This window comes from Sphingomonas sp. Leaf33, assembly GCF_001421785.1.
GTDB lineage: Bacteria > Pseudomonadota > Alphaproteobacteria > Sphingomonadales > Sphingomonadaceae > Sphingomonas.
Window position 1 is genome coordinate 2,348,450 of the sequence record NZ_LMLB01000001.1, and the last position, 20,043, is coordinate 2,368,492.

Genomic DNA, 20,043 nt, shown 5'->3' on the forward strand with positions numbered 1-20,043 from the left:
TCGAGTACCCAGCCACGTTAGGACGGAACGGGCCGCTTGGGGAATGGTTCAGCGAAGGCACTGACGGAGAACAGGATATGGCCCAGCCGGTACGCTACAGCGCGGACATCGAACGCCCCGAGGCCGGCGAGGCCGAGACGATCGAGGGGCTGAAGGCGCAGTTCAAGACGATCCTCGATACCACGTCGGAGGATTACGGCCATGCCGTCCGGGCGGTCCATGCCAAGGCGCATGGGCTGGTACCCGGCAAACTGACCGTCCACGGCGACCTGCCGCCCGAGCTGGCGCAAGGGCTCTTCTCGGGAGCGGGCGAGTATGACGCGATTCTGCGCTTTTCGACCAACGCCGGCGACATCCTGGACGACGCCGTCCGCTTGCCGCGCGGGCTGGCGGTGAAGGTGCTGGGCGTCGAGGGCGATCGCCTGCCCGGCAGCCAAGGCGACACGACGCAGGACTTCATCACTGCCAACGCGCCCGCCTTTGCCGCGCCGACGCCGGACAAGTTCCTGGGCAATCTGAAGATGCTCGCCGCCACCACCGACAAGGCGGAAGGCGCAAAGAAGGTCCTGTCGTCGATCACCCGCGCGTTCGAGGCGGGACTGGAGGCGATCGGCCAGAAGTCCGTCCTCCTGAATACGCTGGGCGGCGCGAAGCCGGTGCATCCGCTGGGCGCGACCTATTTCAGCCAGACACCGTTCCGCTACGGCGAACACGTCGCCAAGTTCCAGTTCGTGCCGGTCAGCGGTATCAAGGATTTCGCCGACGAGACGATCGACGCCAGCGGTCGCCCCGACGCCAACCGCGAGGCGATGAACGAACTGTTGTCCGAACAGGGCGCGACATGGGAAATGCGCGTCCAGCTCAACACCGATCTCGACGCGATGCCGATCGAGGACGGCACCGCGGTCTGGGACGAGGAGGCAAGCCCGTTCCGCACCGTCGCGACGCTCACCGTCGTGCCGCAGGCGGCCTGGACCTACGGAACCAGCGAGCGGCAGGAGGACAGATTGTCGTTCAGCGTGTGGCACGGCCTGGCGGCGCATCAGCCGCTCGGCGCGATCAACCGTGCGCGCAAGGACACGTATACGTTCTCGGCCGACTATCGTGGCAGGTTCAACGGTTGCCCGATCCATGAGCCGAAGGGGCCGGAGGATGTGGCGGTGGACCCGCAAACCGTGACCTGAACCGATCCGTGCTCCTGCCTGCGCGGGAGCACGGCTGGATGGAACACCCGCCCCGCTCCGACGCTTACCGCCGCGTGAGCACTTCCAGCATCGTCGCCGCCATCCGCGCCAACATCGTCCTTTACGGCGCGCTTGCCGCCAATGTCGGCATCGCGGTCGCCAAGTTCGTTGCCGCCGGTATCACCGGATCGTCGTCGATGCTGACGGAGGGCGTCCACTCCCTGGTCGACAGCGGCAACCAGATCCTGCTGCTCTACGGCCAGAAGCGCGCGGCCCGGCCGCCCGATGTGGCCTACCCGTTCGGCTATGGGCGCGAACTCTACTTCTGGGCTTTCGTCGTCGCGATGCTGATCTTCGCGATCGGCGCGGGCGTGTCGATCTACGAAGGCTATCTCCATATCCTGGAGCCCGAGCCGTTGCGCGACCCGATGGTCAATTACATCGTGCTGGGCATCGCCGTCGCGCTGGAGGGCACGTCCTGGATGATCGCGGTGCGCGAATTCAATGCCGGCCGCGGCGACCTGGGCTGGTGGCAGGCGGTGCGGCGGTCGAAGGACCCGGCCGGCTTCATGGTGCTGTTCGAGGATAGCGCCGCGCTGATCGGCCTGGTGTTCGCCGGCATCGGCATCTGGGCGAGCCACGCGTTGGGCGACCCGCGGATCGACGGCGTCGCATCGATCGCCATTGGGCTGGTGCTCGCCGCCGTCGCGATCCTACTCGCGCGCGAAGCCAAGGGGCTCCTGATCGGCGAGGCCGCCGACCCCGATCTGGTCGACACGATCCGCACCCATGTCGCGGCGCGCGCCGGCATCCTGGCGGTCAATCACGTCCGCACCATCCACACGTCGCCCGACGTCGTCTTCGTCGCGGTCAGCGCCGATTTCGACGACACGCTGACGATGGGCGACGGTGAGACGCTGGTCGATGCGATCGAGGCCGATCTGAAAGCCGCACTGCCGCAACTCACCTCGATCTACATCCGGCCCGAACGGCGCGACACGGCCGTCGTCACCGAAGCGCCGACGCACGCCCCGGACTGAGCGGAAAACCGCACACGGCGTCGATCGTCGACGGTCAAAAACAGGATCGTCGCGGCTGTTCCCGAGGGAGCCCGGCCCCGCGACGCCTTTGCGCGGCTCTGCTACGCTGCGGCAAAAGAAACGCTTGGGAGAGCATCATGCCGCCAGACATCCATCCTGCCGCTGCGGGTCGACCCACCCAGCGCGAGCGGCTGAAGGCGATCGTCGGCGGATCGACCGGCAATCTGGTCGAATGGTATGACTGGTACGCCTACGCGGCCTTCACTCTCTATTTCGCGCCGCATTTCTTTCCCTCCGGCGACCCGACCGCGCAGTTGCTGGGCGCGGCGGCGGTCTTCGCGGTCGGCTTCTTCATGAGGCCGATCGGCGCGTGGATCATGGGCGTCTACGCCGATCGCAAGGGGCGCAAGAGCGGTCTGGCCCTGTCGGTCACGCTGATGTGCCTGGGCTCGCTGATGATCGCCGTTGCGCCGACGTACCAGACGGCGGGTCTGGTCGCACCGGCGATCCTGGTCCTCGCGCGGTTGCTGCAGGGCCTGTCGGTCGGCGGCGAATATGGTGCGAGCGCCACCTATCTCTCCGAAATGGCGGGCAAGGACCGGCGCGGGTTCTTCTCGTCGTTCCAATATGTCACGCTGATCGGCGGCCAGTTGACCGCGATCGGCGTACTGCTGCTGCTGCAGGCCACGCTGTCGGAAGCGGACCTGGAGGCGTGGGGCTGGCGCATCCCGTTCGCGATCGGTGCGGTGCTGGCGATCGTCGTGTTCTGGATCCGCCGCGGCCTCGCCGAAACGCAGAGCTTCGAAAATGCGAAGGGCAGCGACGCGCCGAAATCGGGCATGTTCGCGCTGTTCAAGCATCACCCGCGCCAGGCGATCACGGTGATGCTGCTGACCGCGGGCGGCACGCTCGCGTTCTACGCCTACTCGATCTACATGCAGAAATTCCTGGTCAACACGACCGGGCTCAGCCGCGAAATCGCCTCGCGGATCAACGGCGGCACATTGTTCCTGTTTATGCTGATGCAGCCGGTGGCCGGCGCGCTCAGTGACCGGATCGGGCGCAAACCGCTGCTGATCGGCTTCGGCGTCCTGGGCGTGCTGTGCACCTATCCGCTGTTCGCCACGCTGGAGACGACGCGCGATCCCACCACCGCCTTCTTCCTGGTGCTGGGCGGCCTCGTCATCGTCACCGGCTACACCTCGATCAACGCGGTGGTGAAGGCCGAACTGTTCCCCGCGCACATCCGCGCACTGGGCGTCGCCCTCCCCTACGCGCTGGCCAACACGCTGTTCGGCGGCACGGCGGAATATGTCGCGCTGAGATTCAAGGCGGCGGGGTGGGAGCGCGGCTTCTACTGGTACGTCACCGCGATGATCGCGATCTCGCTGATCGTCTACGTCCGGATGCGCGACACCCGCCACACCAGCGCGATCGTGGAGGATTGATCGTGGCACGACCGATGCTCACGCTGCTTCCGCTGGTGCTGGCCGTCCCGGCGGCTGCGCAGACGACGCGCAAGCCGCCGCCGACTGAAGCCGCGCCCACCGCGACTCCGGCCACGCCGTCCGTCACCGGTTACCCCGCCGCTGCGATCGGCGACGGCGCGACCACCGGCGGCTACAACCAGTCGCGCTGGGCGGAAGACTGGCGTGCGCTGTGCAACCCGGCAAAGCGCGACGACCCGATCGATGCGCTGAAATGCATCAAGTTCGATTCCGACGGCGACATCTACGCGACGCTGTCTGGCGAGGTGCGGCTGCGCGTCAACCACACGACCAACCCGAACTTGCGTGAATCGCGGGCGCAGCGACAGGACATCCGCCGCATCTTTGCCGCCGCCGACGTTCACCTGGGTCCCCATTTGCGCGCGTTCGGTGAGATCGCGCACGGCGGCATCTCGGGCGTCGAGCTCGGCGCCCCGCCCGCGACGCTGCGCAACGACGTGGTCATCCAGCAAGCGTTCGTCGAAGCCAACGCGGACATATCGGGCATCGCGATCGGGGCGCGCTACGGGCGGCAGGAATTCTTCGACGGATCGAACCTGCTGGTGTCGAGCCGCGACAACAACACCATCCGGTACACGTTGAACGGCTGGCGGGCCTGGGCGCGCACATCGACGGTCCGCATCGACTTGTTCGACCTGAAACCCACGCAGTACGGCGATCTGGGCACCGACGACGATGTCATCGATCCCGCCCGGCGCTTTTCCGGCGCGACGCTGGGCCTTGTCGTGCCGCGGACATGGTTCGGCGGGTCGAAGCTCTATTTCGATCCTTTCTTGTGGCGGCGGCGCAACTTGGTCGGCGCATGGGGCGGACGGATCGGCCCGGCGACGCGCTATTATCTGGGCACGCGGTTGTGGGGCGATGCCGGGCGGTGGACGATCGACTGGAGCGTCAATCGCCAGTGGGGCCATTATATCAACCAGGACATCGACGCCTGGCACGGCTTCTTCGCCCAGACCTACCGCGTCGGCACGTCACCCGGCAGCGCGCGTGTCGGCTTCCACGCCGACTATGCCAGCGGCGGCGGCGGTTATGGCGACGGGTCGCTACGCAACGCCTACGCGCCGTACGGTAACAACATCTACTACAGCTACGGCCTGTTCCTGACGCCGTCGAACCTAATCGCGCTGGCGCCCAACGTAACCATCTCGCCGGCCAGGAGCCTACGCGTGACGGGCGAGGTCCAGCGGGCGTGGCGCGACGACCAGCGCGACGCGGTTTATCGCGCCAACGGCCAGCCGTTTGCCGGCACGCAGAACGTCCGCGGCGCGCATATCGCCGATGTCTATCGCCTGCAGGCCGTCTGGACGGTCACGCCGCGGCTGTCTGTGACGGGACGGTACGAACATCTTGCCGCGGGCAAGGTGCTGACGCGCGCGAACTATCGCAGTTCGGACTTCCTCGCTGGCTGGGTCAGCTTCCGCTTCTGACGATCGGCCGGACGGGAGGGGCGCCGGCGGAACAACCGGATCGTTGACACGCTATGTCACCATGGCTTTTCAACAGCTTGACCCCCCGCTGCCCGTCCACGTCATCGACAAGGGCGCAGGCTATGCCTTTGCCGTCATCGATTACGGGCAGGAACACAACCTTATCTGGGTGACCGCGATCAACGACACCGGCGAAATCTGGTGCGCGCCCAACCCGCGCGTCCGGATGCAGGCCAACTGGACGATGGGCCGCAAGAAGCCGCCGGCGGTGGCAGCCGCGGCCGGCGAATGTTCCGGCCGGGAAACAACGTCGCCTAGCGCCTGACGGGTTGCGTCATCAGCCAGGCACGCGCAGCCGGTTCGTCGTCGAACAGTTCGTGGCCTGCGATATTGGCCATCCGCTTCGCCTGAAGCCGTGACAATACGCTGCGCATGACGATCGCCGTCGCGGCGCCGACGTGCGTCCTTCCATGCACGATAAAGCGGCAATGCGCCTCGGCGATCTCGCGTGATTGAATGGGATAGTCGGTCATGTCGACCAGCACCCGGTCACAGCCCTGTCCGGTATCCAGCACGGCAATCTGCCGCAGCAGCTCGGCGATATACCCGGGCAGCATCGCGGCGGACCAGAAGCCCCGTACCGCCACGTGCAACAGTCGATGGTCTGGCTCGATCGCTACGGCGTAGCTCGGTTCAATCAACGCTTCCACACGACGCACTCTGGCGGTCAGTCGTGTAAAAATCGTTCTCCGCCAGACGGTAATCCCGCGTGCGTGTCAGCTTGGTGCGGAACCGCGCACCGTCGCCAGGCTGGACGCCAGCTCGGCATTGCGGAACGGCTTGGTCAACCGCGGCAGGTCGCCGTCGATCCCACCCTCCTCGGCATAGCCGGACACGATCAGCACGGGCAGGTCCGGCAACCGCGCCTTCAGCGTCCGGGCGAGCTGTGCCCCGCTCATGCCCGTCATCAGATGGTCGGTGACCAGCAGGTCAGGGTTGAGTCCCTTGCGGATCAGATCCAGCGCCTCCTCCGCCGATGCCGCCTCGACGACATGATAGTCCAGATCGGTCAGCATATCCGCAGTGCTCATGCGCACCAGTTCCTCGTCATCGACCAGCAGCGCGATGCCGATCCCGCGGCCCGGCGTCGCCCGATCGGCCACGCGCGCGTCGTCGGTCGGGGCCATCCCACCCATCGGCAGCCACAGCGAGATCGTCGTCCCCTGCCCCGGCGCGCTGTCGATCGTCAGCCCGCCGCCGAGCTGCGCGGCAAGACCGTGCACCATCGACAGGCCGAGGCCCGTGCCCTTGCCGATGCCCTTGGTCGAGAAGAACGGCTCGATCGCACGCTGCACCGTCTCGGCATCCATGCCGAGCCCCGTGTCGCGGACGCGGAGGCGCACATAATGCCCGCGTGCAAGCCCCGCATCGTTACCGGCGACGACGCTCTCACGCCGCGCCGCGATCGTCAGTTCGCCGCCCTGCGGCATCGCATCGCGCGCGTTCACCGCCAGGTTGAGCAGCGCCATTTCCAGCTGGTTGAGATCGGCCTTGGCCGGCGGCAGGTCGGCGGCGACATCGATCCGGATCGCGATCGTCGGCCCGACGGTCGCGCCGACCAGTTCGACCATGCTGTCGATGACCCGCGCGACATCCACCGCGGTCGGCTGGAGCGGCTGGCGCCTGGCGAAGGCGAGCAGGCGCTGGACAAGCGTCTTGGCCCGTTCCGCCGATTGCAACGCGCCTTCGATCAACCGCTGTTCCCGCGCACTGCCGACCTGCTTGCGGATCAGCATGTCGAGCGAGCCGATGATCGGCGTCAGCAGGTTGTTGAAATCATGCGCGACGCCGCCGGTCAGGCTGCCCATCGCCTCCATTTTCTGGCTCTGGCGCAGCGCGTCCTGCGCGGCCAGCAGGTCGGCCTCCTTAACCTTGGCCTCCGTCAGGTCGCGACCGACCGCGACGAAGTTCACGCCGTCCGCTTCGGGCGCCACGGTCCATTCGATATGCTTCCAGCCGCCGTCGAGCGTCGCGATGCGGTTCTGGAAGCGTGTCGGCTGGAGCGTCTTCGCCATGCCGGCGATCGCCGCCAGCGTATGCGGCGCGTCGTCGACGTGCATGAAACTGGCGTAGCCGCGGCGCAGAAGTTCGCTTTCGGGCCAGCCGAGCACCTGCGTCCACGCCGGGCTGACCGCCGACATCATGCCTTGGTAATCGGCGCGCGCCAGCATGTCCTGCGACAGGTTCCACAAGCGGTCGCGCTCAGCCGAGCGTATCGCGACCTGCGCCTCCAGCGTCTCGTTCAGCGCGCGCAGCCCCTGCTCGGCCCGCGCCCGCTCGACCGCGACCTTCACGCGCTCCGCGACTTCCTTGACCAGCGTGACCTCGGCCGGCGTCCAGGCGCGCGGCGTCGCCGATTGCACCGAAAAGACATCGACCCATTCGCTCTCGTCGAACAGCAGAACGTCGATGAAGGCGGCGACCTGACGCTCGGCGAGCCCCGCGCGCACGTCGGCGGGCAGCGTCTCGTCGCGGGGAATGTCGCCACCGACCAGCGGCTGGCCGGATCGATACGCCTCCAACAGTCCCGGCCCGAACGATTCGAGCGAATGCGTGCCGGCGATCGATCGCACGCCGCAGGTGTAATCGCGGTCGAGCGTCATCCAGCCGCTGTTGGTGATCGTGGCGAAGAACACGCGGTTGGCATCCAGCCATACGCCGAGCCGTGCGGAGGCGAGGTCGATGATCGCCTCGCGCGTGCCCAGTCCGCGCAAATCGTCGGCCAGCGACAGCAGGAACGCGCTGCGCCGCTCGGCCGCCGCCCGCTCGGTCGTGTCGGCGAGGATACAGATCACCCCGCCCGGCCGGCCATTCTCATCGAGGACCGGCGAATAATCCAGGTCCATCCAGACCTGTTCTGGCCGGCCATGACGGTCGAGCGTCAGTTCCTGATCGCGGTATCTGAGCGTCTCGCCGCCCAGGACGACGCGCATCACGGCGTCGTTGAAATCGGCGATCTCGGCCCAGCCCTCGCGCACGTTCGATCCCAGCAGTCCCGGGTGTCTATCGCCGGCAAAGGCGGAATAGGCGTCGTTGTAGAGCATCACCCCGTCCGTGCCCCACAGCAGGACGATCGGCACCGGTGAGCGCAGCAGGATCGCGATCGACGTGCGCAGGCTCTGCGGCCAGGCATGGATCGGGCCCAGCGGCGTCGTGCTCCAGTCCCGTTCGGCGATCAACCGCCCACAGACGCCGCCGCCATCGAGAAAGGTGGGCGTTGGCTCGCCCAGGACGAGCATGGTGACAGGAGCGGTCGACATCGGCGGAAAGGGCATCCTGCGGTGGCATCGCAACGCGCCGAAACCCCGGCGCTCTCTCCGCGATCCTTGCACAACGCAGATTAGCCCACTCTGGCTCCCTTAGGAACCGGCGATTGGTGACGGGCGCCTGGGCCCGATCAGTTTGTGATGAATTGGTCGGGGCGACAGGATTCGAACCTGCGACCCCCACACCCCCAGTGTGATGCGCTACCAGGCTGCGCTACGCCCCGACCGGGGACGCGGGCTGCTGTAGCCTGCGTCCGAAGGCGCGGCCTCTAAGCCCGCTGGCGCGGCGATGCAAGCGCGGCGTGGCCGGGCATGGCAAAAGTTGCGTACGCCGCTTCACTTTGTTAGCGGAGCGCCCCATGTGCCGGCACGGGGGCGCCGGTTCCGACGCCTCCCCTCTCAAGATAATCGAGACCCATGTTCATTCCCGCAGCCCATGCCCAAGCCGCCGGTGGCGCCGCCGCCGACAGCGGACTCGCCTCGATCGTGTCGATCGCGCCGCTCGTCCTGATCTTCGTCGTCTTCTACTTCCTGATGATTCGCCCGCAGCAGAAGCGGATTAAGACGCTGCAGGCGTCGATCCAGGCGGTGAAGAAGGGTGACAGCGTCGTCACTGCCGGCGGCATGGTCGGGAAAGTGACACGCGTCGAGGATACGACGGTCGAGGTCGAGGTCGCGGCAAACGTGCGCGTGAAGATCGTCAAGGCGACGATTGCCGAAGTGACGCCGCTGGGCGGCGGCAAGCCGGCGAACGATTAAGGGTCGATCCTGATGATTTTGATGCATCATGATTGCTCTGTCGCGTTCGTCGGCAAGAAGCGGTTCGCAGCGCGTAGCGGGTCTACGCGCAAGACCCGCGACGCAGTCCGGCGGGCGCGACAGAGCAACCGCGGAGCGGCGGGCCAATCTTTGCGCAGGGCGGCGTCGCTCGTCGGTCATGATGGCACCGCATCACTCCCTCCTCGCTCCTACCCCTGCGCAAAGATTGGCTACGTCATGACGCGTCAAAATCATCAGGATCGACCCTAAATGCTCGACTTTCCCAAGTGGAAGGTCTGGCTGGTCTGGGCCACGATCGCCTTCTGCACATTGCTTGCGATCCCCAGCCTGGTGCCGGAAGACGCCCGCGCGAAGTGGCCGGGCTGGATCCCGCAGCCGGTCATCAACCTGGGCTTGGACCTTGCCGGCGGCAGCTACATCCTGCTCGAAGCGGACACGAAGGACGTCGCGGCCGCGCGCATCGAGGCGATGCGCGAGCAGATTCAGACCGACATGCGCCGCGCGACCCCCCGCATCAACATCGGCGACATCTCGACCCGCGATGGTCAGCTGTCGTTCGTAGTGCGCGACAGTTCGCAGGTCGATGCCGTCCGCGAACGGCTGCTGCCGATGACCACGGGCGCCGGCATGACCGGCCAGCGCGACTGGGACATCTCGGTCGTCGATACCAACCGCTTCGTGATGAAGCCGACTGCGGCCGGCATCAACCAGGCGATCGACACAGCGATGAACGACGCGCGCGAGATCGTCGGCAAGCGCATCAATGCGCTCGGCACGCGCGAACCGAACATCGTCCGCGAAGGCGCGAACCGCATCGTTGTCGAAGTACCAGGTCTGTCGAATCCGGAAGAGCTCAAGGCGCTCATTGGCAAGACCGCGAAGCTGGAATTCAAGCTGGTCGATCTTGCCGCCGACTCGCAGGCGATCCAGCGCGGCCAGGCCCCGATCGGCAGCCAGATCCTGCCCTACGCCAATGGCGGCGGGACGATCGCGGTGAAGCGCTCGACCGTCATTTCGGGCGACCAGATCGCCGATGCCAAGCAGACCTACGACGAGAACGGCCAGCCCGACGTGACGCTGACCTTCAATGGCGAGGGCGGCCGCCGCTTCGCGCGCGTGACGCAGGAAAATGTCGGCAAGCCGTTTGCGATCATCGTCGACAACCAGGTGATTTCAGCCCCGAACATCAACACCGCGATTCTCGGCGGCGTCGCTACCATTTCCGGTGGCGGCTTCACCACGCAGACGGCGAACGAACTCGCCATCGCGCTGCGATCGGGCAAGCTGCCGGTCGACCTGAAGGTCGTGCAGGAAAGCTCGATCTCGGCCGAACTGGGCCAGGATTCGATCGATAAGGGTGTTCTCGCCGGCATCGTCGGATCGGTCGCGCTGATCCTGTTCATGATCGCGACCTATCTGCGCTTCGGCGTCTACACGACCGCCGCGCTGCTGGTGAATGCGGTCATGATCCTGGGGCTGATGGCGCTGTTCAACGCGACGCTGACGTTGCCGGGCATCGCAGGCTTCGTCCTGACGATCGGCGCCGCGGTCGACGCCAACGTGCTGATCAACGAACGCATCCGCGAGGAACAGCGCATCCGCGGACGCGCGGCATTGCCCGCCGTCGAGGTGGGCTACAAGGAAGCCAGCCGCGCGATCTTCGACGCGAACCTGACCAACGTCATCTCGGCGGTCATCATGTTCGTGTTCGGTTCGGGCCCGATCCGCGGCTTCGCGGTCGTGCTCGCGATCGGTATCGTCACTTCGGTCTTCACCGGTGTTACCTTCACTCGCCTGCTCGTCGCTGGCTGGTTGAAGCGCAACCGGCCGAAGTCGATCAACATTTAAGGTCGCCGGATCATGCGCCCGCTCAAACTCGTCCCCGACAACACCAATATCGCGTTCCTGAAATATCGGACGGTCGCGATGGTGTTGTCGATCGGCCTGATCGTCGGATCGATCGCGCTGTGCTTCATCAACGGCTTCAACCTGGGCGTCGACTTCGTCGGCGGCCAGTCGGTGCGCGTCACCTTCCAGCAGCCGGTCGATGTGCCGCAACTGCGCGACCGCATCCAGGCGCTGGGCGTCGGAGAGGCGACCATTCAGCGCTTCGGCAACGATCGCGAAGTCGCGATCCGCACCCCGCTGCCGGATGATACCGACGCCAGTGCCGCCGATCGCGCGGCGACCGCGATCAAGACGACGGTCGAGAAGAACTATCCCGGCGCCAGCGTCGGCGCGGTGCAGAGCGTGTCCGGCAAGGTCAGTCAGGAACTGTTCCGCACCGGCGCGACCAGCCTGGCGCTCGCGATGATAGCCATCGCGCTCTACATCTGGTTCCGCTTTGAATGGCAGTTCGGCGTGGGCGCGCTGTTCGCGCTGTTCCACGACGTCGCGCTGACCCTGGGCTTCTTCGCGCTGACCCAGCTCGAATTCGACCTGAACGTCGTCGCCGCGATCCTGACCATCATCGGCTATTCGTTGAACGACACCATCGTCGTGTACGACCGCATCCGCGAGAACATGCGCAAATATCGCAAGATGAGCATGGAAGAGCTGCTGAACCTGTCGATCAACGAGACATTGAGCCGCACGGTCGCAACGTCGCTGTCGATCGGCCTGGTGCTGACGGTGCTGCTGGTGCTGGGTCCGGACGTCATCTTCGGCTTCACCGCGGCGATGCTGCTCGGCATCGTCATCGGCACTTTCTCGTCAGTCTATGTCTCTGCCGCGATCCTGCTGTGGCTGCGACTGAAGCCCGACAGCTTCCTGCCGGCCGAGGCCAAGGCCGACGGAACGGCACCTAGCCCCAAGCTGGCCAAAGACCTGCCGTGAAGATGGACCGCAATTCCGCCGTTCCGGGACCGGTGATTTCCGGCTTCTCGGGCGGCGGCTTTCGTGTCGACGACAATGTGTACCGCGGCCTGCTTATCAGCCCAGAGCGCGCCGATGGCTGGAAGCCGCCGGCCCTGCCCGCGCTGACCGATGCCGATGTCGCGCCCGTCCTGCCAGCGCAACCGGCGCCCGAGTTCCTGCTGCTCGGCACCGGAACGACGCTCCAGCACCCGCCACGTGCTTTCGTCGAAGCGCTAGAGGCGCGCGGGATCGGGGTCGAGGTCATGGACAGCCGCGCTGCGGCTCGAGCCTGGGGCGTGCTGCGCGGCGAGGGACGGCAGATCGTCGGCGCGCTTTACCCGCTCGATTAAGGAACCCGGGCGTCCGCCGGCGCCGCGGCACGACTAACCTGGCGCGCGCTCGGCCAATGCCTTCAGATGGGCGTAAAGCTGATCGGTATTCGCCTGCCAGCTGAACTGCGCCGCCGCGGCGCACACGGCCGCCGGTTCCGGGGGCAGCAACAGCAGATCCGAGATGGCATTGGCAAAGGCGGTTGCCGTTCGATCGACGACGCGGCCTGCCTCCGGCCGATCCACCGTCTCGCGCGCGCCGCCGGCCGACGTGATGACGATCGGCGTCCCGCTCGACATCGCCTCGACCCAGGCGTTGGCCAACCCCTCGGATGCACTGGCGAGTGCCATGACGTCGGCGGCGGCGAACAAGGCGGGCAGTCGGTCATGCGCAACGCTGCCGAGCAGGCGAACGCGATCCGCCAGCCCTAGCTGCGCGATCTGCGCCTCCAGCGCCGCGCGCTCAGGCCCCTCACCCGCGATCCACAACGTCGTGCCGGGCAGGTGCGATACCGCATCGATGACGATGTCGTGCCCTTTGCGCGGAATGAGCGCTCCGACCGACAGCACCAGTGGCCCGGCGACACCCAGCACCGCCTTTTCCACCGCCCGGTCACGCGGCGCGAAGCGGTCGCCGTCCACGCCGGTACGGTGGACCGAGATGCGCTCCCCGGGCATCCCGAGCGCGATCATATCCTGTCGGATCGCCGCGGACACCGCCAGCATCCCGTCCGCCGCCTGCCCCGCCGCCACGACCTGGCGTGCGGTAGGCTCGGTCCGGCCCCAGTGGTGGATATCCGCGCCACGCGCCTTGATCGACACCGGCACCCCGAAGTGTCGCCCCAGCCGGACCGCGGCCGGGCCGTCGGGGAAGAAGAACTCCGCATCGATCACATCGAACGGGAAATCGCGCCGCAGATTCGCGAGGACCGGGCGCAGTGTCGCGACGAGTGCGGCGGCATGAAAGCGGCCGGCGGTCAGCGGCACGTTCGTAAAACGGGGACGCAGCGTCGGCACGCCCTTCCACATCTCGGCGCGCGGCAGATTTACTCGATCGCTATAGTGGGGATGGCGGCTGAGCGGCCATGGCGGCAGGCCGACTGGCGCGACGAGCCGCAAATCGACGTCGGGATGCGCAGTCAGGCCGAGCGTCTGACGCTCGACGAAAACGCCCAGATTAGGCGCGGACGCGCTCGGGAATAGCGTTGAGAGGGTAAGCACGCGAAGCATTGCCTCGCCTGCCTAACCTCAAAAAGGTTAAGGCCGCCCTCGCAGATGAGAGCGGCCCAAGCCTAGCCTTAGCGGCAGCGACGGTTGCTGCTGCCGCGGTCGATCTCTCGACCGGCGACGGCACCGGCCGCCGCACCAAGCAGGGTGCCGACCGTACGGTCGCCACGGGTGTCGATCGTCCGACCCAGCAGGGCGCCACCGACGCCGCCGACGATCAGGCCGGTCGTGCCATTCGGCTTGCGGCAATAATAGCGGCCGTCGCGGCCACGCCATTCGCGATAACGCGCATTGCGCTGCGCCTCGGCCTTCGAATACCCCGTCTCGACCGCGACCGGCACGGTCAGCGATGCCGGAACGAGCAGTGCTGCGGCACCAGCCGCCAGAATCATGTTACGCATTGTACAACTCCTCTCAGTCCCTGAAAAATCGTCTGGGAGTGGAACGACGGGGAACTAATTCCGGTTGCATGAACCTCAAACAACGTTGCATTCATGTAGCGATTTTCGACCCGCCCGGACCATCATTCCTACCCGAAGCGCCGGATTTCGGACGATTTTACCGGCCAACTTCGAACAGAAAATTCCTCCATCGCGGGCGCCGTCTCGCTTCGTCGCATCCGGCCACGCGCCTCTGGCCTGAAGCCTGCGCTTCGTGCTATTGACATTGGTGTGAACAATCCGGCGCCCCACTGCTTTCCGATCGACGTGTCGCCCGACGACATCGACTTCATGGGCCATGTCAACAATGCCAGCTACCTGAAATGGGTGCAGGACGCGGTCATCGACCACTGGCGGTCGTTCGCCCCGGCCGATGCGATCGCGCAGCATCTGTGGGTCGCGCTTAAGCATGAGATCACCTATCGCCGCCCGACATTCCTGGGCGACGACGTGATCGCGACCGTGCTGCTGGAAAAGGTCCAGGGTGCGCGCGCGATGTACGAAACCGTCATCCGCCGCGGCGAGGATGTGCTGGCCGAGGTCCGCTCAAGCTGGTGTTGCGTCGACGCCGCGACGTTGCGCCCCGCCCGCCTCGCCCGCGATGTGATCGACCGCTTTTTCCCAAAGGCTGTCACCGACTAGGCCGACCGGGCAAACAAAAAAGCCGCCCGGTCCGAAGACCGGGCGGCCCGCTCCAGGGAGGAGCCGGTTCAGGCGTCTACGACGGACTTAGCCTGCGCCCTGCGACAGATAGGTCGTCAGTTCGGCCTGCGTCACCGACTTCGACTTATCCTTGTCCGCCGAGGCGAACGCGCCTTCGACCCACTTCTTGGTCGCCGGATCGGTCGGCTTGGTCGACGGATCGCTGGCCGACTTCAACGCGACCATCCACTGGCCAAACTCCAACTTGTCGAGCGCCTTGTCGGCGTTCTTGTCATAGGTCGGGAACTCGGTGCTCACGACCTGCGCGATCTGAGTCGATCCAGTCGCCGGCGTCGCGGCATCGGTCGCAGGTGCCGTGGCCGCGGTTTCCGCCGGTGCCGTCGTCGTTGCCGGATCTGCGGGCGTCGCTGCCGGGTCCGCTGCGGGAGCGGTCGCCTGCTCGGTCACCGGAGCTCCGCTGATCGGCGCACCCTGGGTGGTGGGCGTCTGCTGCGGCGATGTCGCAGTATTGTCCTGTGCCGTCGCAGTGGTGGATGCAGGGGCGGTCTGCTGCGGCATGTCCTGCGCAACCGCCGGAACGGTCACGATCATGGCACTGGCAAGAAGAATGGTCTTGAGCATCGAAATATCTCCTGTTCTGTTCAGTCCCGCGGTTGGCCATATCCGGCACCGCGAGCCCCTGAAGCTTCCCTGGATTACCTCGCTTCAACCGATGTATTTAGGATACAGTTCCCAGGATTTTAGGTTTGCCGCCCACGGCTCGTCCCTGCTAACGGCCGGCTCGTCCCGCCTTTCCCTCAGGGACTACATCAGAACGAGGCCCGCATGATTCCCCGCTATTCGCGCCCTGAGATGACCGCGATCTGGTCGCCGGAAGCCCGTTTCGCGATCTGGTTCGAGATCGAGGCCCATGCGACGCAGGCGCTGGCCGACCTCGGTACAGTGCCGCAATCGGCGGCAAAAGCACTGTGGGACTGGTGGGCGACCAAGCCGCAAATCGACGTCGCCGCGATCGACGCGATCGAGTCGGTGACCAAGCATGATGTCATCGCCTTCCTGACCTGGGTTGCCGAGCAGGTCGGCGACGAGGCGCGCTTCATGCACCAGGGGATGACCTCGTCCGACGTGCTCGACACCTGCCTGGCGGTCCAGTTGGCGCGCGCCAGCGACCTGCTGCTGGCCGACCTCGATGCGCTGCTCGACGCGATCCGCGCCCGCGCCCACGAACACAAGCTGACCCCGACGATCGGCCGTAGCCACGGCATCCACGCCGAACCGGTGACGTTCGGCCTGAAGCTCGCCCAGGCCTATGCCGAGTTCGCCCGCGCAAAGACCCGCCTGCTCGCCGCGCGCGCCGATGTCGCGACCTGCGCGATTTCGGGGGCGGTCGGCACCTTCGCCAACATCGACCCGCGGGTGGAGGCTTATGTCGCCGACAAGCTCGGCCTCACTGTCGAGCCCGTCTCGACCCAGGTCATTCCGCGCGACCGTCACGCGATGTTCTTTGCGACGCTGGGCGTCATCGCCGGGTCGATCGAGCGGCTGGCGACCGAGGTTCGCCACCTGCAGCGCACCGAAGTCCTGGAAGCCGAGGAGTATTTCTCGCCCGGCCAGAAGGGGTCGTCGGCGATGCCGCACAAGCGCAACCCGGTGCTGACCGAGAACCTGACCGGCCTCGCCCGCATGGTCCGCGGCTATGTCACGCCCGCTCTCGAGAATGTCGCGCTGTGGCATGAGCGGGACATCAGCCATTCGTCGGTCGAACGCTATATCGGGCCCGATGCGACGATCACGCTCGACTTCGCCCTTGCCCGCCTGACCGGGGTCGTCGACAAGCTGGTCGTGTACCCCAAGCGGATGCAGAAGAACCTCGACCGCATGGGCGGGCTGGTTCATTCGCAGCGTGTGTTGCTGGCGCTGACCCAGGCCGGAGTCAGCCGAGAGGACAGCTATCGCCTCGTTCAGCGCAACGCGATGAAGGTGTGGGAGAGCGACGGCGAGTTGTCTCTGCTCGAGCTGCTGCAGAACGATCCCGAAGTCACTGCCGCCCTGCCTGCCGAAACGATCGCCGAGAAGTTCGACCTCGATTATCATCTGCGCCACGTCGATACGATCTTCGACCGCGTGTTCGCTTGAAGGACAGCCACCGCGCCCTGCGGGACGGCACGCGTGGTTCGCACGATGCGGTGGATGCGGTGTTCGGTGGGTTTGACCTGAGCGATCACGCCTCCTACGCAGCCTTCCTCGCCGCCCATGCCGCGGTACTGCTGCCGTATGAAGCGGCGCTGGAAGCGGACGGCATCGGCGGACTCGTCCCGGACTGGCCCGAACGCCGGCGGTCGGCAGCGATCGCCGCGGATCTGGCCGCCCTGTCCCACCCCCTGCCGGCTCCGGCGACGGTCGCGCCGCTGATCGGCGACGGGGCGGTGCTGGGTGCGGCCTATGTGCTGGAAGGATCGCGGCTGGGCGGGCGAATGCTCGCGCGTCAGGTCGCCCCGACGCTACCGCGCGCCTATCTTGATGCAGATCAGCCCACCGGCGGCTGGTCGCGGCTACTAGCGCGGATCGACACGGTATTATACCATCCGGATCGATTGGCCGAGGCAGTCGACTCCGCGCGCGCCGTGTTCGCGTCGTTCGAAGCATCAGGGCGAAGGTGGTTGGCGAGAGTTGAGTAGCGTGTCCGAAGCGGATTACGATGTCGATCTGACGAATTGCGACCGGGAGCCGATCCACGCGCTGGGCGGCGTGCAGCCGTTCGGCTTCCTGATCGCGCTATCCCCCGACTGGCTGGTGAAGCGGGCATCGGCGAACGTCGCGGACGTGTTCGGCATCGCCGCCAACGACCTGCTCGGCGCGCCCCTGGTCGAATACTTGGCGGCCGAAACGATCCACGTCCTGCGCAACCGCCTGACGATGCTGCGCGGCGAGGATGCGGTGGAGCGTGTGTTCGGCCTGCCTCTGCGCGACGGCGAGGACGCGCGTTACGATTTCGCCGTGCACATGGTCGACGGCACAATCGTCATCGAAGGCGAGCCGAGTTCGGCCACCCCGACCTCCGATCCTGCCGGCACCATCCGCGCGATGATGGCGCGGCTGGACGAAACGAAGGAGATGACCGCCTTCTTCCGCGAAGGTGCACGCCAGGTCCGCGCGATCACCGGGTTCGACCGCGTGATGGTGTACAAGTTCGACGCCGACCAGTCGGGCATCGTCGTTGCGGAATCGGCCAAATCGGGCATCGGCAGCTTCCTCGACCTGCGCTATCCGGCGAGCGACATCCCCGCGCAGGCCCGCACCCTGTACCTGCGCACGCCGTTCCGCATCATCGCCGATGTGTCCGCGGCCCCCGCGCCCATCGTGCCGGCGCGCGACGAGACCGGCGCCCCACTCGACCTGTCGCTGTCGATCCTGCGTGCGGTGTCGCCGATCCACATCGAATATCTGCGCAACATGGGCGTCGCCGCATCGCTGTCTATCTCGATCATCGTCGAGGGGCGATTGTGGGGCCTGTTCGCCTGCCACCATTATTCCGGCCCGCGCGCGCCCGATTTCGAGCGCCGTTCGATCGCCGAGTTGTTCGGTGCGATGTTCGCGTTCAAGCTGGAATCGCGCGAGCGCAAGGCACTGGCGGTCTATGAGCAGTCCGCGCGCGCGACGTCCGACCGGCTGCTGGCGGCGATCGCCGGCGATGCGTCGCTGCTCGATAGGCCCGAGTGGCTGGGCGAGATGCTCAGCCAGACGGTGCCGTGCGACGGGATCGGCATCTGGGTCGACGGCAAGGTCGCCTCCAGCGGGATCACGCCGCCGACGTCGGCCTTCCCGGCGCTCGTCCGGCGGCTGAACGCGATGGCGTCGGGCCGCGTCTATGCGACCGACCACATCGCCGGCGTACTACCCGCGGCAGAGGATTATGCCGAGACGGGGGCCGGCGTGCTGGCGATCCCCATCTCCCGCTCCCCGCGCGACTACGTCCTGCTGTTCCGCCAGGAACGCGTGCGCACGGTCAAATGGGGCGGCGATCCGCAGAAGCCCGCGAGCTGGGGTCCGAATGGCGCACGCCTGAGCCCACGCAAGAGCTTCGAGGCGTGGACGCAGGAAGTCCGCCATCGCTCCGAGCCGTTCACCGAGGCCGAAGTGCGCGTGGCGGAGATGCTGCGCGCCTCGCTGATCGAAGTCGTGCTGCGGCTGAGCGACGACGCCCAGGCGGAGCGGCAGCGCGCGTCGGAGCGGCAGGAACTGCTGATCGCCGAACTCAACCACCGCGTTCGCAACATCCTGTCACTGATCCGCGGGCTCGTCCGCCAGTCCAATCGGTCGGGTGGCAACGTCCGCGACTATGTCGAGATGCTGGAAGGCCGGATCGAGGCGCTGGCCCGCGCGCACGACCAGATCACGCAGGACAATTGGTCCCCCGCACCCTTAAGCCGCCTGATCGAGACCGAGGCGTCGGCCTATCTCGCCGGCAAGGCCGGACGCGTCGCGACCAGCGGTCCGCCGATCCTGCTGCGCCCGGCCGCGTTCTCGACGCTGGCGCTCGTCTTTCATGAACTGATGACCAATTCCGCCAAATATGGCGCGCTTTCCGACAGCGGCGAAGTGCGAGTCGACTGGTCGCTCGACGACGACGGCGACCTGCGTATCCTGTGGCGCGAAAGCGGCGGCCCGGCGGTGCAGGCCCCGACCCGGCAGGGCTTCGGCACCACGATCATCCAGCGCTCGATCCCCTACGACCTGCACGGCAAGGCCGAGGTCCGCTATGTGATGACCGGGCTGGAGGCCGATTTCTGCGTGCCCGCGCGCCATATCGTGATCGACGAGGACACCGCCCCGGCGACGGCCCCGACGATTACCGGCGACGAAGCGGCGGCTTCGGCCGTGCCGGTTCGCCCGCTGGTCGAAGGGACCGTGCTGCTGGTCGAGGACAGCCTGATCATCGCGATGGATGCCGAGGACATCCTGACCTCGCTCGGCGCCACCCGCGTCGTCACCGCCGCATCGACGCCCACCGCGTTCGACGAGATCGTCGAGAACGAGATCACGCTGGCGGTGCTGGACGTGAACCTCGGCAACGAAACCAGCCTGCCGGTCGCCGAGATGCTGCGCGCCCGCGGCATTCCGTTCGTGTTCGCGACCGGATATGGCGAACAGCTGCGCCTGCCCCCCGAACTGGAAGGCACACCGGTGCTGCAAAAGCCCTATACCGCGGCGAACCTGCGGCGGGGGCTGGAACAGCTGCTTCGCTGATCCAGCCGACCGG

At 66.6% G+C, this 20,043-nt stretch carries 18 protein-coding genes and 1 tRNA gene; 13 read left to right on the top strand and 6 right to left on the bottom strand.

Annotated features, from left to right (window positions below; translation table 11 throughout):
- Positions 1-77: 77 nt before the first annotated feature.
- From ASE86_RS11530 to ASE86_RS11550, 5 genes are all read left to right on the top strand, one after another.
- Positions 78-1,184: a catalase family protein gene (locus ASE86_RS11530; RefSeq protein ID WP_056426168.1), complete on the top strand. Its 1,107-nt coding sequence runs from the start codon at positions 78-80 to the stop codon at positions 1,182-1,184.
- 74 nt (positions 1,185-1,258) lie between these two features.
- On the top strand, positions 1,259-2,224 hold the full coding sequence (locus tag ASE86_RS11535; RefSeq protein WP_235524054.1) for a cation diffusion facilitator family transporter: 966 nt from the start codon (positions 1,259-1,261) through the stop codon (positions 2,222-2,224).
- 137 nt (positions 2,225-2,361) lie between these two features.
- The gene (locus tag ASE86_RS11540) at positions 2,362-3,672 is read left to right on the top strand and encodes an MFS transporter (protein ID WP_056426174.1); all 1,311 of its coding nucleotides are present in this window, start codon (positions 2,362-2,364) and stop codon (positions 3,670-3,672) included.
- 14 nt (positions 3,673-3,686) lie between these two features.
- A complete protein-coding gene (locus ASE86_RS11545) occupies positions 3,687-5,162 on the top strand; it encodes an alginate export family protein (RefSeq protein ID WP_082441801.1) in 1,476 nt (491 codons plus the stop codon).
- Positions 5,163-5,223: 61 nt separating this feature from the next.
- Positions 5,224-5,487 (top strand): hypothetical protein, encoded by a 264-nt coding sequence (locus ASE86_RS11550; protein WP_056426179.1) that lies wholly within the window; start codon positions 5,224-5,226, stop codon positions 5,485-5,487.
- On the opposite strand, the gene ASE86_RS11555 is transcribed toward ASE86_RS11550, so the two are convergent.
- From ASE86_RS11555 to ASE86_RS11565, 3 genes are all read right to left on the bottom strand, one after another.
- Positions 5,477-5,872 carry a hypothetical protein gene (locus ASE86_RS11555; RefSeq protein ID WP_056426182.1) on the bottom strand — a complete coding sequence of 132 codons (396 nt, stop codon included), beginning with the start codon at positions 5,870-5,872 and terminating at the stop codon, positions 5,477-5,479. The two genes, ASE86_RS11550 and ASE86_RS11555, sit on opposite strands and share 11 nt — an antisense overlap.
- Positions 5,873-5,938: 66 nt before the next feature.
- Entirely contained in the window at positions 5,939-8,482 is a 2,544-nt protein-coding gene (locus ASE86_RS11560) for an ATP-binding protein (protein ID WP_235524056.1), read from the bottom strand.
- 153 nt (positions 8,483-8,635) lie between these two features.
- Positions 8,636-8,712, bottom strand: a tRNA-Pro gene (locus tag ASE86_RS11565).
- 193 nt (positions 8,713-8,905) lie between these two features.
- Here ASE86_RS11565 and yajC point away from each other — a divergent pair.
- The 4 genes from yajC to ASE86_RS11585 all read left to right on the top strand — a co-directional run bounded on the left by yajC (position 8,906) and on the right by ASE86_RS11585 (position 12,474).
- Complete coding sequence (gene yajC, locus ASE86_RS11570) at positions 8,906-9,247, top strand: preprotein translocase subunit YajC (protein WP_056426185.1); 342 nt, start codon at positions 8,906-8,908, stop codon at positions 9,245-9,247.
- A gap of 270 nt (positions 9,248-9,517) precedes the next feature.
- Positions 9,518-11,116: a protein translocase subunit SecD gene (secD, locus tag ASE86_RS11575; protein WP_056426188.1), complete on the top strand. Its 1,599-nt coding sequence runs from the start codon at positions 9,518-9,520 to the stop codon at positions 11,114-11,116.
- Positions 11,117-11,128: 12 nt separating this feature from the next.
- Complete coding sequence (secF, locus tag ASE86_RS11580; protein ID WP_056426190.1) at positions 11,129-12,103, top strand: protein translocase subunit SecF; 975 nt, start codon at positions 11,129-11,131, stop codon at positions 12,101-12,103.
- Between the two features lie 2 nt (positions 12,104-12,105).
- Positions 12,106-12,474: an Mth938-like domain-containing protein gene (locus ASE86_RS11585; protein ID WP_056426193.1), complete on the top strand. Its 369-nt coding sequence runs from the start codon at positions 12,106-12,108 to the stop codon at positions 12,472-12,474.
- Between the two features lie 33 nt (positions 12,475-12,507).
- On the opposite strand, the gene ASE86_RS11590 is transcribed toward ASE86_RS11585, so the two are convergent.
- Complete coding sequence (locus ASE86_RS11590; protein WP_056426196.1) at positions 12,508-13,683, bottom strand: glycosyltransferase; 1,176 nt, start codon at positions 13,681-13,683, stop codon at positions 12,508-12,510.
- A 68-nt stretch (positions 13,684-13,751) separates the two neighbouring features.
- The gene (locus tag ASE86_RS11595; RefSeq protein ID WP_056426199.1) at positions 13,752-14,081 is read right to left on the bottom strand and encodes a glycine zipper 2TM domain-containing protein; all 330 of its coding nucleotides are present in this window, start codon (positions 14,079-14,081) and stop codon (positions 13,752-13,754) included.
- Positions 14,082-14,351: 270 nt separating this feature from the next.
- On the opposite strand from ASE86_RS11595, the gene ASE86_RS11600 reads away from it, so the two are divergent.
- Entirely contained in the window at positions 14,352-14,762 is a 411-nt protein-coding gene (locus tag ASE86_RS11600; protein ID WP_200911509.1) for an acyl-CoA thioesterase, read from the top strand.
- Positions 14,763-14,849: 87 nt separating this feature from the next.
- On the opposite strand, the gene ASE86_RS11605 is transcribed toward ASE86_RS11600, so the two are convergent.
- Positions 14,850-15,404, bottom strand: a complete 555-nt coding sequence (locus tag ASE86_RS11605) for an EF-hand domain-containing protein (RefSeq protein ID WP_056426205.1) — start codon at positions 15,402-15,404, stop codon at positions 14,850-14,852.
- 204 nt (positions 15,405-15,608) lie between these two features.
- Here ASE86_RS11605 and purB point away from each other — a divergent pair, with 204 nt between their 5' ends.
- The 3 genes from purB to ASE86_RS11620 are packed head-to-tail and all read left to right on the top strand — an operon-like array spanning position 15,609 to position 20,030.
- Entirely contained in the window at positions 15,609-16,919 is a 1,311-nt protein-coding gene (gene purB, locus ASE86_RS11610) for an adenylosuccinate lyase (protein WP_056426208.1), read from the top strand.
- Entirely contained in the window at positions 16,916-17,461 is a 546-nt protein-coding gene (locus tag ASE86_RS11615; protein ID WP_056426210.1) for a biliverdin-producing heme oxygenase, read from the top strand. Before purB ends, ASE86_RS11615 begins: the two co-directional genes overlap by 4 nt.
- Position 17,462: 1 nt before the next feature.
- On the top strand, positions 17,463-20,030 hold the full coding sequence (locus tag ASE86_RS11620) for an HWE histidine kinase domain-containing protein (RefSeq protein WP_056426213.1): 2,568 nt from the start codon (positions 17,463-17,465) through the stop codon (positions 20,028-20,030).
- Positions 20,031-20,043: the final 13 nt, after the last annotated feature.

Bases quoted from the DNA above. Each gene is read 5' to 3' on its own strand.
- ASE86_RS11585 (WP_056426193.1), top strand. From the start codon at position 12,106: ATGGACCGCAATTCCGCCGTTCCGGGACCGGTGATTTCCGGCTTCTCG.
- ASE86_RS11560 (WP_235524056.1), bottom strand. From the start codon at position 8,482: ATGTCGACCGCTCCTGTCACCATGCTCGTCCTGGGCGAGCCAACGCCC.
- ASE86_RS11605 (WP_056426205.1), bottom strand. From the start codon at position 15,404: ATGCTCAAGACCATTCTTCTTGCCAGTGCCATGATCGTGACCGTTCCG.
- ASE86_RS11595 (WP_056426199.1), bottom strand. From the start codon at position 14,081: ATGCGTAACATGATTCTGGCGGCTGGTGCCGCAGCACTGCTCGTTCCG.
- ASE86_RS11590 (WP_056426196.1), bottom strand. From the start codon at position 13,683: ATGCTTCGCGTGCTTACCCTCTCAACGCTATTCCCGAGCGCGTCCGCG.
- yajC (WP_056426185.1), top strand. From the start codon at position 8,906: ATGTTCATTCCCGCAGCCCATGCCCAAGCCGCCGGTGGCGCCGCCGCC.
- secD (WP_056426188.1), top strand. From the start codon at position 9,518: ATGCTCGACTTTCCCAAGTGGAAGGTCTGGCTGGTCTGGGCCACGATC.
- purB (WP_056426208.1), top strand. From the start codon at position 15,609: ATGATTCCCCGCTATTCGCGCCCTGAGATGACCGCGATCTGGTCGCCG.
- secF (WP_056426190.1), top strand. From the start codon at position 11,129: ATGCGCCCGCTCAAACTCGTCCCCGACAACACCAATATCGCGTTCCTG.
- ASE86_RS11540 (WP_056426174.1), top strand. From the start codon at position 2,362: ATGCCGCCAGACATCCATCCTGCCGCTGCGGGTCGACCCACCCAGCGC.
- ASE86_RS11530 (WP_056426168.1), top strand. From the start codon at position 78: ATGGCCCAGCCGGTACGCTACAGCGCGGACATCGAACGCCCCGAGGCC.
- ASE86_RS11545 (WP_082441801.1), top strand. From the start codon at position 3,687: ATGCTCACGCTGCTTCCGCTGGTGCTGGCCGTCCCGGCGGCTGCGCAG.
- ASE86_RS11550 (WP_056426179.1), top strand. From the start codon at position 5,224: ATGGCTTTTCAACAGCTTGACCCCCCGCTGCCCGTCCACGTCATCGAC.